Origin of the sequence: Propionibacterium sp. oral taxon 192 str. F0372 (genome assembly GCF_000413315.1) — a bacterium.
Classification (GTDB): Bacteria; Actinomycetota; Actinomycetes; order Propionibacteriales; family Propionibacteriaceae; genus Brooklawnia.
Window position 1 is genome coordinate 2405375 of record NZ_KE340297.1, and the last position, 12965, is coordinate 2418339.

General features: G+C 58.4%; 7 protein-coding genes and 3 rRNA genes. 4 read left to right on the plus strand and 6 right to left on the minus strand.

Annotation, left to right across the window (positions count from 1 at the left end; translation table 11 throughout):
* Positions 1 to 11: 11 nt before the first annotated feature.
* Positions 12 to 1328 (minus strand): nitrate/nitrite transporter, encoded by a 1317-nt coding sequence (locus HMPREF1531_RS11220; protein WP_016670076.1) that lies wholly within the window; start codon positions 1326 to 1328, stop codon positions 12 to 14.
* 132 nt (positions 1329 to 1460) lie between these two features.
* A complete protein-coding gene (gene moaA, locus HMPREF1531_RS11225) occupies positions 1461 to 2501 on the minus strand; it encodes a GTP 3',8-cyclase MoaA (RefSeq protein ID WP_036899191.1) in 1041 nt (346 codons plus the stop codon).
* Between the two features lie 67 nt (positions 2502 to 2568).
* On the opposite strand from moaA, the gene mobA reads away from it, so the two are divergent.
* Entirely contained in the window at positions 2569 to 3189 is a 621-nt protein-coding gene (gene mobA, locus HMPREF1531_RS11230) for a molybdenum cofactor guanylyltransferase (protein ID WP_016670078.1), read from the plus strand.
* Between the two features lie 7 nt (positions 3190 to 3196).
* Here mobA and HMPREF1531_RS11235 read toward each other — a convergent pair whose 3' ends face one another.
* Positions 3197 to 3703 (minus strand): molybdopterin-binding protein, encoded by a 507-nt coding sequence (locus HMPREF1531_RS11235; protein ID WP_016670079.1) that lies wholly within the window; start codon positions 3701 to 3703, stop codon positions 3197 to 3199.
* Between the two features lie 363 nt (positions 3704 to 4066).
* On the opposite strand from HMPREF1531_RS11235, the gene modA reads away from it, so the two are divergent.
* The 3 genes from modA (at position 4067) to HMPREF1531_RS11250 (ending at position 7588) form a co-directional block, all read left to right on the plus strand.
* Positions 4067 to 4849 (plus strand): molybdate ABC transporter substrate-binding protein, encoded by a 783-nt coding sequence (gene modA / locus HMPREF1531_RS11240; protein WP_016670080.1) that lies wholly within the window; start codon positions 4067 to 4069, stop codon positions 4847 to 4849.
* Positions 4850 to 4893: 44 nt separating this feature from the next.
* Positions 4894 to 6885 carry an ABC transporter permease gene (locus HMPREF1531_RS11245; RefSeq protein ID WP_016670081.1) on the plus strand — a complete coding sequence of 664 codons (1992 nt, stop codon included), beginning with the start codon at positions 4894 to 4896 and terminating at the stop codon, positions 6883 to 6885.
* Between the two features lie 307 nt (positions 6886 to 7192).
* A complete protein-coding gene (locus HMPREF1531_RS11250) occupies positions 7193 to 7588 on the plus strand; it encodes an excalibur calcium-binding domain-containing protein (RefSeq protein WP_232210250.1) in 396 nt (131 codons plus the stop codon).
* 206 nt (positions 7589 to 7794) lie between these two features.
* On the opposite strand, the gene rrf is transcribed toward HMPREF1531_RS11250, so the two are convergent.
* From rrf to HMPREF1531_RS11265, 3 genes are all read right to left on the minus strand, one after another.
* A 5S ribosomal RNA gene (gene rrf / locus HMPREF1531_RS11255) occupies positions 7795 to 7911 on the minus strand.
* Between the two features lie 63 nt (positions 7912 to 7974).
* Positions 7975 to 11039, minus strand: a 23S ribosomal RNA gene (locus tag HMPREF1531_RS11260).
* A gap of 205 nt (positions 11040 to 11244) precedes the next feature.
* Positions 11245 to 12764, minus strand: a 16S ribosomal RNA gene (locus HMPREF1531_RS11265).
* The 16S, 23S and 5S rRNA genes sit together here, the layout of an rRNA operon.
* Between the last annotated feature and the right edge of the window lie 201 nt (positions 12765 to 12965).

Sequence of the window (12965 nt, forward strand, 5' to 3'; positions counted from 1 at the left end):
CAATGGCGAACTCAACCTGGGAAGGGGGCCTTAGGGCGGGCGTACTGGAACCAGCAGACACCCGAGCACACGGCGGCGTAGATGGCACAGATCCAGAACCACGTGGCGGCCTGCATCTGGGATAGGGCGATACCGACGAAGAACGGACCGAAGGAAGCGACTGCCGCGGTGAAGCCGATCGCTCCCCCAGCCTGAAGCCTCGGCATAACCATTGGCATCTGCTTGAAGGTGCCTGCGTTGCCGATACCGCTGAAGAAGAAGAAGGCGAGCATCGCCCACAGGAAACCCGGGAACTGGTCCAGACTCGTGGGGTTCAGGAACAGTGCCGCCCAGATCAGAGTTCCGGTGACGCCCACGCCCGAGACAAAGGTCCAGATCGCTCCCCCAAACTTGTCACACAACGGCCCCCATGCGGCCCTGACGAGAGATGCAATGAGCGGCCCAAGAAAAGCGTAGGTAGCGCCCAGGGGGATCCCGTCCTGTTCCGCGAAAGCAGACTCTCTACCGTAAGTGTTGTTAATCAACAGACCGAATTGGGCGCTGAAACCGGAGAACAGCCCGAAGGTCATGACGTAGAGCAGCGTCATCAACCACGTGTTTGGGTTTCCGAAGATGTCGATCTGTTGACGGAAGTTGGCCTTCACAGGGACGTCCCGGAGCAGGGTGAAGGCGAGAACCGCAGCAAGAACCGCCCAGGGAACGAAGAAGATTGCGGCATTGTGGACCCAGATCGAGCCGCCATCGGCATTGTGCTGTGGGGCGACCCAGGTGATACCAAACAGCGAGAACCCCATCAGCACCGGGCCCACCAGTTGGATGAGGGACATACCCAGATTGCCGATTCCCGCCTGCAGGCCCAAGGCCGTACCCGACAGACGTTTGGGGAAGAAGTAACCAGTGGAGGGCATGTATCCCGAGAAGGTACCACCACCGATGCCGCACAAGATTGCGAGCCCCATCAACACCCCGAAGGAGGTGTCGGTGTTCTGCACCGCGAAGAACCACCCCATCATCGGGATGACGTACAGCAGGGAACTAATGCCGACGAGTTTGCGCGTACCGATGATTGGTGGCAGGAACATGTAGAGCAGCCGGATCAGGCCACCCGACAGTCCCGGCATCGCAGTGAGCCAGTACAGCTGTTGCTTGGTGAGATCAAAACCGATCTGGGTCAATTTGGGCGCGATGGCCGAGACCAGGAACCACACGCAGAAGGCCAGCACCAGCGAGTAGGTAGAGATGATCAGTGTCTTCCAAGCCAACCTCGAGTCCCAGGACTGCGCGTCCTCGGCATCCCATTCCGTAAGCACAAACCGTGTCGAGTTCATCGCACTCCTCAGGCCAAGCGAGCGGGAGTTTCCGTCTCTCATTTAGGAGGGACATTACCAAGAATAAATCGGGAGCGTCGATGAGCAGCCTCATCATCACTTAGGTTAGGGGCACCTAAGAGGTGGATATGCTCATCCTCCGATCCGACTCATCGTACGTGATGGCGTCGCAAAATTGACCTCGTCCAAGCCGTGCGCGGAAGGCTTCAGCCACATCGCATCCGCCCAAGCCCTTGCCACCTCCACGTCGGAGCCACCGCCGCGCAGGATCCCTCGCAAGTCGAATTCCCTGGTGGCGAACAGGCAACTGCGAATCTGCCCATCGCTCGTCAGTCGGGTCCTGTCACAGTCCGCGCAGAAGGGCTCAGACACCGAGGCGATGATCCCCACCCGATTCTCCGGATCGTCGTCGACGAGCCACAGCCGTGCGGGGGCCGACCTCTCGCAGCGTTCCACGGGTGTAAGCCGGTGGTCCCGCCCGAGCAAGGCCAGGATGTCGTCCCGTGTCACGAGCCTGGAGCGATCCCAAGCCTGACGGGGACCAATCGGCATCTGCTCAATAAACCTCAATTCGATGCCACGGTTCAGGCAAAATTCCAGCAGTGCCCCGGCACCTTCATCGTTGATTCCCTTGAGGAGCACGGCATTGACCTTGATAGGCGATAGCCCGGCATCACCGGCCGCAGCGATACCTGCCAGCACATCGGGTAGGCGGTCACGCCTGGTGATCTGTCTGAAATGATCCGCATCGATGGTGTCCAAGGAGATATTCACCCGCACCATCCCTGCTCCGGCGAGCCTGTGGGCACGGTGTGCAAGTCCCAAACCGTTGGTCGTCATAGAGATGTCGGGAACCATGCCCTCATCGGTGCGCAGTTGGGATACCTCCTGCACAATTGCCTCCAAACCCGGACGCAACAGAGGCTCACCGCCGGTGAACCGGATTGCTCGAATTCCCAGTATCTCCACCCCGATGCGGCACAAACGGACGACTTCGTCATCGGTCAGGGTGCACTCGTCGGGCAGCCATTCCAAGCCCTCAGGTGGCATGCAGTAGCTGCACCGTAGATTGCACCGATCGGTGAGGGAGACTCGAAGGTCTCGTGCGACGCGATCGAACTTGTCGCGCAGCAGAAGGGTATCTGTCCTCCCGGATCGGTCTGTTGCGGACATGGGTGCGACGATACCGTATGGGGACGAGTACTCCACACGTTCAGATTCCTTGAGGTACACGTTCACGATGCTCTGTCCATCCCAGCCTTCCTTCAGGACGACCGTTCATGCCGTTATCCTCGCCGGCGGACGCGGGAAGAGACTGGGCGGTGTTTCCAAGGCAGACATCATGCTGTCAGGACGCCGAGTACTGGACATCGTCCTTGAGGCCGCGGCCGCCGTGGCGGATGGGCGGATGATCGTGGTGGCCCCGGACTCCGTGGTCGTCCCCGATACGGTGACACGCACCCTGGAAGATCCTCCGGCGGGTGGTCCCGTAGCGGGTATCGGTGCAGGAATCGCGGAGCTTGAGGACGCTCCGCCCTGCGACCTCGTGCTGATCCTGGCTGTTGACACCCCGGGGGCAGTCTGTTTTGTCAGTGATCTCGTCGAGGCCACCAGCAGATCGGGGCTGGACGGTGCCGTGGTGGTCGGAGGTGCTCCTGAACCATTCATCCAACGTCTCCAAGCCTGCTATCGTCTCGGAGCGCTGCGTCGAGCCCTGGCCTTGGTTCCTCCCCATGGTTGCAGCGTTCATCGGGCTTTGGGCGTGCTCAAGGTCGCAGCCGTACACACAGCACCGGAGTTCAGCCAGGACATCGACACGTGGCAGGACGTTGTCGACTGGCACGGCCGGGTACAACCCTGAACCAAGCTCAGCGTTCCTCCTCGAGCTGCGCAAACACGGCCCCGAGAAGGGGTATCACCACATCAAGAGTATCTTTCGCACCGCCGACGGAACCGGGGGAAGCAACGATCAGGGCTCCTCGTTCCCGGGATGTGACACCGGCCACCGACCGGGACAGCCCCGACAGTGAGGTACTGTCTAGGCCGTGGGCCCGGATTTGTTCGGCGATGCCCGGGATCTCCACCTCGATAAGACCGCGAACCGCCTCAGGCGCCTCGTTGTCCCGTCCGAAACCTGTGCCTCCCAGCACGAGGATGAATCGGGACCCTGCTCCCAGTGCCCGCCGCACTGCGGTGGCCACCGGCTCCAATCCCTCGGCCACGACAACGGTGTCGACCCGCCCGATGCCTGCGGCCTCCAGATGGGCAGTTGCCTGTGGCCCCGCCCTGTCTGGACGTTCCCCCCGCAGAACCCGATCGCTGCTGACCACGATGGTCGTCGACACCGTACTGAGGTCGAAGTCACGTCCGGTCATGGTATCCTCCTTCATCCCATCTCGATCAACGGAATCACAGAACGGGGTAAGCCCAGCACGGCGCATGCCTTCATCGCAAGGCATCAGGGCGCGAAACGATCATCCTTCCCACTCACGATCCGACAGCAGACCGGGGATGCCCTATACACGACAAGCTCATTGCAAGCCCAAGGTGGGAGCCGGAAAATCGACGATCGTCACGGAACCGGTGCGAATGCACAATCGATTCCGTTTCCGAGGGAGGATCCCCGAAAAAATGGAGTATACTTTCACCACTGCGTGCACGCGAGAGGTCTTCGTCAGCGACCGTCGGTGAGCACTGCCTCTTCAGGCATACAATCCGGAGATGATCGGAGTCCAACCATGACAGGCATTCTGACCAAGTGGCATCTCATGGCGGTAGTCCTGATCGGTGGTCTGCTCGCCTGTGGTTCATCATCGTCGGTCTCCTCTTCCGAGCCCTCAGGGGACGAGCAGGTCACGATCACGGTGTTTGCCGCAGCTTCACTCGAGAAGTCATTCACCGCGATCAGCCACGATGTGGAGGCCACCACCCCAGGATTGACCGTCAATCTCAATCTCGCCGGTTCCCAGTCCTTGGTCGACCAGCTGATCAACGGTGCGAGGGCAGATATCCTGGCGACTGCCAACCAGTCGACGATGGACAAGGCTGTTCAGGCGAACCTCGTCACCGCTCCCAGAACCTTCACCACCAATGTGCTGACCCTAGTCACGCCCGCCGGGAATCCTGCAGGCATCACTGGCTTGGACTCCTCTATGAACGGCAAGAATTTGGTCGTCTGCGCACCCCAGGTACCGTGCGGATCGGCAACCGTCGAACTCACCGCGCTGCTCGGCGTCTCCTTGGCCCCGGTGTCCGAGGAGCAGTCGGTCACCGATGTCATGAACAAGGTCAGGTCGGGCGAAGCAGACGCCGGCATCGTCTACCGGACCGACGCGATCTCTGCAGGCGATGAGGTGGAAGTGATAGAGATTAACCGGGCGAATGATGTGGTGAACACGTATCCAATCGCTTTGGTGGCCGACTCCTCCCACTCCGACACGGCTCAGATCTTCATTGATGCGGTGTTGTCCCCCGAAGGTCAGCAGAGACTGGCGGAATACGGCTTCGGCGCCCAACCGTGATCCGACGAAGGGCTTCTCCGCGAGGCTCCGACCGAGTCGATGGCATGTGTCCTGATCCTGCGAAGGCGCCCACCCGAATATGGCACAGGTCTTGCCCCCGCGCATCCTCGGCGCCACTGTGGCTAACGGTATTAGCGTGTATCGGCATCGTCTACCTAGTGCTGCCCCTCATCCTGATGAGTGGCCGCATCCCGTGGAGCAACATTTTGGCAACGCTGAGCCACCGGTCATCGGTCGACGCGCTGTGGCTGAGTCTGCGCACCTGCCTTGTAGCCCTGCTCGTCGACCTCACGCTGGGCATCCCGCTGGCCGTGGTCTTGTCCCGGCCCTGGCCAGGGGTCCGCGTCGCCCGGGTGCTGGTTGCCCTGCCCCTCAGTCTGCCTCCAGTGGTCGCAGGCCTAGCACTGCTGACAGTGTTCGGGCGACGTGGGGTCATTGGGCCATGGCTGGAATCGGTGGGGTGGCAGGTCGCCTTCTCCACCACTGCCGTCGTCTTGGCCCAGGTGTTCGTCTCCCTGCCCTTCCTGGTGGTGACACTCGAGGCCGCGCTCAGAGTCAGACCGCGCGAATTGGAGAAGACTGCAGCGGGACTCGGAGCAAGCCCGACCCGGGTACTCATGACCATCACCCTGCCCCTAGTGGTACCCGGGCTCGTTCGTGGCGCATCTCTCGCGCTGGCCCGTTGCCTTGGCGAATTCGGTGCCACCCTCACCTTCGCAGGCTCTCTGCAGGGAACGACCCGCACGCTGCCACTCCAGATCTATCTGGCCCGTGAGTCCGATCCCGGTGAAGCACTCGTCCTAGGCATGCTCCTGGTCGTCGTGGCCGCCATCATCGTGGCAACCACCGAATGGCGAAGGATCCCTGACACCGTAGACACGGTGTTCGATGATTCCGACGACGACACCCCGGGAGAGAGCCAGCACCAGGTGACTTCCTCTCCTCCTGCAGCTTCCGTCCTCGTCGACGGAGGAATCCTGAAACGGGACTGGCAGGTGAAGCTGGATATTCCACCAGGTCAGGTGGTCGCGATCATGGGTCACAACGGTGCGGGTAAGTCAACCCTGGCGGACGTCCTGGCAGGGAGACTGGCGCTCGACTCGGGATCGGTGATGATCGCTGACAGGAAGTTGGACGGTCCTGGAGTCTTCGTCCCTGCGAGGGACAGGCGGGTAGCGGCACTCGGGCAGCAACCGAATGTATTCGGACACATGTCCGTGCTGGCGAACGTCGCCTATCCCCTGCGATCAAGGGGAATTCCGCGCTCTGCCGCCGAGACCCGGGCGATGGAACAGTTACAACTCTTCGGCGCCTCCCATCTGGCTGGTCGACGGGGAACCCAGCTCTCGGGTGGGCAGGCTGCCAGGATCGCGCTGGCGAGGGCGCTGGTGTTCGAACCCGATCTGCTCGTGTTGGACGAGCCGACGGCCGCACTGGACGTCCAGGCGACAGACCGCGTGAGCCGGGTGCTGCGTCACCGGCTGTGCACCCTCTCGACGACCACGATCCTCATCACTCATGATCCCATGGAGGCCTTGGAATTGGCGGACCAGCTGGTGATCATGGACGCCGGGCGAGTGGTTGAATCAGGTCCACCCTCGCAGTTGCTTCGATCACCCACGAGCCGATTCACGGCTCGGTTGGCCGGCCTAAACATCGTCTCAGGACCTGTGGTACCCAGAGCGGACGGTCTGTTGTCGATCGGCATCGGCCAACAGGAACTGGTCTCTGCCTGGTTCCCCACAGAAGGTGAGAGTCGGCCCGAGCGCGCGACGATGGTCTTCCCACCAGAGGCCGTATCGCTCCACCCTCACCTGGTCACGGGTTCTCCACGGACGATGCTGTCTGCCAAGGTTCTGTCCGCAACGCAAGCTTCGGGACTGGTCACCGTCCGCGTAGAGCTCTCCGATGGTTCTCCACTGAACGTACGAGTCACCACCGCCGCATGGGCAGAGCTGACCGGACAGATTTCCGGGAGTCTCTGGTGCTCAATCAAGGCGACCCAGGTGCGGGTGATTGATGCGGCAGGCACCTGATCAGCTTTCACAAACAAACCTGTCCAGATATCGAGTGTCATCGAAACGACCCAGATGGATGGCAGGTGCAGTCCTCTACCTCGCGGGCGAGTGCGAATGGGAAAAAGCCTCGACGGACATGCACGAACCGTAAGCATGCCGAGACGCATCGTGATACTGTGCGTTGACAGTGCATCGGGGCATTAGTAAAGACGGGGTTTTCATGATGCGAAGGTCAGGATCTACGGCGCAATGGGGGCCGGAGGAACAGCCGTTGCTCGAGGCGCACGACAGGGGGCGAGGAACCAGACGCCATCACCACCGCGTGGTGAGTCATTCGCTGGTGGCTGGTGCCGCTGCAGTGTCGGGATTCATCCTCGGCGTAGAGATCCAGGAGAGCACAGCACCGACATCAGCCACTTCTCCCGTCGCTGTCACTGCGACCACGACCATGACCGCGATTTCCACCATCATGACGCCCGGTCCGACGGTTACCATGACCATTGAACCGACAGCAGAAGTCGCATCCGTGGAGCAGCAGCCACCTGAACCGCAGAATCAGGCCAAGCCCGTGCAGCCTCCTGTCCCAGCGACGCAACCTGCACAGGTTTACTACAAGAACTGCGCCGAGGTCAGGGCCGCCGGGATGGCCCCCATCCTTGCGGGTCAGCCCGGGTATCGTTCCGCGCTCGACCGAGACGGGGACGGAGTGGCCTGCGAATAGTCGTGGTGCTGAGGCGGGTGCACCCACCCGGAAGGACAGCCAAATAGGCGCGCCCAGCCAGCTCATCTGCGAAATCCGCACCGGTGTTGCGTGTGATTCGGTGGTCCCCAGGGTGGGTGAGGTGTTGGGTTGGGGTGTGGTGATATACACAAAAGAAAATAAGCAGTGTTCCTCTACACACGTGTGTAGAGGAACACTGCTTAAAAGTCCGGCAGCGTCCTAGTCTCCCACAGAGTCCCCCCTGCAGTACAATCGGCGCTGAAAGGCTTAACTACCAGGTTCGGAATGGAACTGGGTGTTTCCCTCTCGCTATGGCCACCGAAACACTCTTCAGAATATCACCACAGATACCCTCAAAATCATACAGTGAACGCGTAACATCTTTGTAGGACAAGCCCTCGGCCTATTAGTATCGGTCAGCTCCATACATTACTGCACTTCCACATCCGACCTATCAACCCGGTGGTCTACCGGGGGCCTTACCACACAACGTGAGGGAACCCTCATCTTGAAGCGTGCTTCCCACTTAGATGCTTTCAGCGGTTATCACTTCCCAACGTAGCCAACCAGCCGTGCTCTTGGCAGAACAACTGGCACACCAGAGGTTAGTCCGTCCCGGTCCTCTCGTACTAAGGACAGCCCTTCTCAAGATTCCTACGCGCGCAGTGGATAGGGACCGAACTGTCTCACGACGTTCTGAACCCAGCTCGCGTGCCGCTTTAATGGGCGAACAGCCCAACCCTTGGGACCGACTCCAGCCCCAGGATGCGACGAGCCGACATCGAGGTGCCAAACCATGCCGTCGCTATGAGCGCTCGGGCAAGATCAGCCTGTTATCCCCGGGGTACCTTTTATCCGTTGAGTTCTGGCGCTTCCACACGCCACCAGAAGATCACTAATCCCGACTTTCGTCCCTGCTCGACATGTCTGTCTCACAGTCAAGCTCCCTTGTGCATTTACACTCAACACCTGATTACCAACCAGGCTGAGGGAACCTTTGGGCGCCTCCGTTACCTTTTAGGAGGCGACCGCCCCAGTCAAACTACCCATCAGGCACTGTCCCTGATCCAGATAATGGACCCAAGTTAGATAACCAGAACGACCAGAGTGGTATTTCAACGACGACTCCACAACCACTAGCGTGACTGCTTCACAGTCTCCCACCTATCCTACACAAATCGTCCCGATCACCAATACCAAACTATAGTAAAGGTCCCGGGGTCTTTCCGTCCTACTGCGCGTAACGAGCATCTTTACTCGTAATGCAATTTCACCGAGTCCGTGGTGGAGACAGTGCCCAAATCGTTACTCCATTCGTGCAGGTCGGAACTTACCCGACAAGGAATTTCGCTACCTTAGGATGGTTATAGTTACCACCGCCGTTTACTGGGGCTTAAGTTCACTGCTTCGCAAAAGCTAACAGTTCCCCTTAACCTTCCAGCACCGGGCAGGAGTCAGTCCGTATACATCGTCTTACAACTTCGCACGGACCTGTGTTTTTGGTAAACAGTCGCTTGGGCGTGGTCTCTGCGACCCTCAAGGCTCTTCACCCCTCAGGTCCCCCTTATCCCGAAGTTACGGGGGTATTTTGCCGAGTTCCTTCACCACGATTCTCTCGATCGCCTCAGTATTCTCTACTCATCCACCTGTGTCGGTTTAGGGTACGGGCGGCTCACAACTCGCTCACGAAGCTTTTCTTGGCACCATAGGATCACTGAATTCAACACAACATGTCTATGCATCACGCTTCACGCACACGCCAGGCGGATTTACCTACCCAACACGCCACACGCTTACCCCCGGAAACCATCACCGGGTACAGCTACCTTCATGCGTCCCTCCGCAGCTTGCCTACTACAAAATCGGTTCACACACTCACCAGAAACCAAACCCCGAAAGGAAAGGAAACCAACTCACATGCTTAGCATCATCTGATTCAACACGGACGTCGTTTCGCCGGTACGGGAATATCAACCCGTTGTCCATCGACTACGCCTGTCGGCCTCGCCTTAGGTCCCGACTTACCCAGGGCAGATTAACTTGACCCTGGAACCCTTGGATATTCGGCGGACGGGTTTCTCACCCATCATTCGCTACTCATGCCTGCATTCTCACTCGAATGCACTCCACAACCAGTCACCCAGCTGCTTCACCACACACTCGACGCTCCCCTACCCATCCAACAAAACATTGAATGCCACAGCTTCGGCGGATAACTTAAGCCCCGCTAAATTGTCGGCGCAGAATCACTTGACCAGTGAGCTATTACGCACTCTTTCAAGGATGGCTGCTTCCAAGCCAACCTCCTGGTTGTCACCGCAACTCCACATCCTTTTCCACTTAGTCACCACTTAGGGGCCTTAGCTGATGATCTGGGCTGTTTCCCTCTCGACTACGAACCTTATCGCCCGCAGTCTCACTGCCACGCTCTCACTTACCGGCATTCGGAGTTTGGCTGATTTCGGTAAGCTTGTAGGCCCCCTAGACCATCCAGTGCTCTACCTCCGGCAAGAAACACGCAACGCTGCACCTAAATGCATTTCGGGGAGAACCAGCTATCACGGTGTTTGATTGGCCTTTCACCCCTATCCACAACTCATCCGCCAGGTTTTCAACCCTGGTCGGTTCGGGCCTCCACGACGTCTTACCGTCGCTTCACCCTGGCCATGGATAGATCACACCGCTTCGGGTCTAGAGCATGCGACTCAACCGCCCTCTTCGGACTCGCTTTCGCTACGGCTACCCCACACGGGTTAACCTCGCCACACACCACTAACTCGCAGGCTCATTCTTCAAAAGGCACGCCGTCACCCCACAAAAAGGCTCCGACGGATTGTATGCGACCGGTTTCAGGTACTATTTCACTCCCCTCCCGGGGTACTTTTCACCATTCCCTCACGGTACTTATCCGCTATCGGTCACCAAGTAGTATTTAGGCTTAGCGGGTGGTCCCGCCAGATTCATGCGAAATTCCAGGAGTTCCGCATTACTTGGGAAAACACACAACGAGTGCGCAGCTTACGTCTACAGGGGTCTCACCCTCTACGCCGTACCTTCCCAGATACTTCAACTTCACCACACATTTCCACTCGCCGGCCAGTCAACAGCCCGACCACGATGCTCCCACAACCCCGCACATGCAACACCTGCCAGTTATCACACACACACGGTTTGGCCTCATCCGCTTTCGCTCGCCACTACTCACGGAATCACTATTGTTTTCTCTTCCTATGGGTACTGAGATGTTTCACTTCCCCACGTTCCCTCCAACTACCCTATACATTCAGGTAGAGGTCGCCGGACATAACTCCGGTAACTTCAAGGTTTCCCTATTCGGACATCCCCGGATCACAGCTCGTTTACCAACTCCCCAGGGCTTATCGCAGGTTACAACGTCCTTCATCGGCTCTTGGTGCCAAGGCATCCACCGATCGCACTTAGTAGCTTGTCGCCTACAAAGATGCTCGCGTCCACTGTACAATTCTCAACATACCCACAACCAAAACCCCCCAGGACACAACCATCCCAGAAAATCAAGGCCACAAGAACCCAAACCACACGGCCTGAACCCTCAAAACCCAACAGTGCGCCCCACAGCCTTCCACAAAACAAACACCACAAAACCACCACAACACGCAGCAGTCAATGGTCCTTAGAAAGGAGGTGATCCAGCCGCACCTTCCGGTACGGCTACCTTGTTACGACTTAGTCCTAATTACCAGTCCCACCTTCGACGGCTCCCCCCACAAAGGTTAGGCCACCGGCTTCGGGTGTTACCGACTTTCATGACTTGACGGGCGGTGTGTACAAGCCCCGGGAACGTATTCACCGCAGCGTTGCTGATCTGCGATTACTAGCGACTCCGACTTCATGGGGTCGAGTTGCAGACCCCAATCCGAACTGAGACCGGCTTTATGAGATTCGCTCACCCTCACAGGCTCGCAACTCTTTGTACCGGCCATTGTAGCATGCGTGAAGCCCTGGACATAAGGGGCATGATGACTTGACGTCATCCCCACCTTCCTCCGAGTTGACCCCGGCGGTCTCCAATGAGTCCCCACCATAACGCGCTGGCAACATTGGACGAGGGTTGCGCTCGTTGCGGGACTTAACCCAACATCTCACGACACGAGCTGACGACAGCCATGCACCACCTGTAAACCGACCAAAAAGGCACACACATCTCTGCATGCTTCCGGCATATGTCAAACCCAGGTAAGGTTCTTCGCGTTGCATCGAATTAATCCGCATGCTCCGCCGCTTGTGCGGGGCCCCGTCAATTCCTTTGAGTTTTAGCCTTGCGGCCGTACTCCCCAGGCGGGGTACTTAATGCGTTAGCTACGGCACAGACCACGTGGAATGTGACCCACACCTAGTACCCACCGTTTACAGCGTGGACTACCAGGGTATCTAAGCCTGTTTGCTCCCCACGCTTTCGCTTCTCAGCGTCAGGAAATGTCCAGAGAACCGCCTTCGCCACTGGTGTTCCTCCCGATATCTGCGCATTCCACCGCTCCACCGGGAATTCCATTCTCCCCTACATCCCTCAAGTCAACCCGTATCGAAAGCAGGCTCAGAGTTAAGCCCTGAGTTTGCACTTTCGACGCAATCAACCGCCTACAAGCTCTTTACGCCCAATAAATCCGGACAACGCTCGCACCCTACGTATCACCGCGGCTGCTGGCACGTAGTTAGCCGGTGCTTCTTCTACCACTACCGTCACTCACGCTTCGTCATGGCTGAAAGCGGTTTACAACCCGAAGGCCGTCATCCCGCACGCGGCGTTGCTGCATCAGACTTCCGTCCATTGTGCAATATTCCCCACTGCTGCCTCCCGCAGGAGTCTGGGCCGTATCTCAGTCCCAATGTGGCCGGTCGCCCTCTCAGGCCGGCTACCCGTCGACGCCTTGGTAGGCCACTACCCCACCAACAAGCTGATAGGACGCGAGCCCATCCCCAACCGAAAAAACTTTCCAACCCAAAAGATGCCTCAAGAGCTGAATATCCGGTATTAGCAAACGTTTCCATCCGTTATCCCAAAGTCAGGGGCAGGTTACTCACGCGTTACTCACCCGTTCGCCACTCGTGTACCCCCGAAAGGGCCTTACCGTTCGACTTGCATGTGTTAAGCACGCCGCCAGCGTTCGTCCTGAGCCAGGATCAAACTCTCCATCGAAAAAACAGAGAACCGAATCACTGACCAATCCAATCCGAAAACTGGACAATCAATCACTCAAAGAAACCCAAACGAAAGAAGAAAAACCTTCCTCCGACAAGGCCAAAAAAATGACTGTAAAGCACACTGTTGAGTTCTCAAAATTCACACCCACCAACCCCAGAACCACAAAAGACCCCAGAACCAGCGACCAAACCAACA

What these genes read in the sequence shown, in the direction of transcription:
- HMPREF1531_RS11220 (WP_016670076.1), bottom strand. Translation starts at nt 1,328, where the DNA reads ATGAACTCGACACGGTTTGTGCTTACGGAATGGGATGCCGAGGACGCG.
- moaA (WP_036899191.1), bottom strand. Translation starts at nt 2,501, where the DNA reads ATGTCCGCAACAGACCGATCCGGGAGGACAGATACCCTTCTGCTGCGC.
- mobA (WP_016670078.1), top strand. Translation starts at nt 2,569, where the DNA reads ATGCTCTGTCCATCCCAGCCTTCCTTCAGGACGACCGTTCATGCCGTT.
- HMPREF1531_RS11235 (WP_016670079.1), bottom strand. Translation starts at nt 3,703, where the DNA reads ATGACCGGACGTGACTTCGACCTCAGTACGGTGTCGACGACCATCGTG.
- modA (WP_016670080.1), top strand. Translation starts at nt 4,067, where the DNA reads ATGACAGGCATTCTGACCAAGTGGCATCTCATGGCGGTAGTCCTGATC.
- HMPREF1531_RS11245 (WP_016670081.1), top strand. Translation starts at nt 4,894, where the DNA reads ATGTGTCCTGATCCTGCGAAGGCGCCCACCCGAATATGGCACAGGTCT.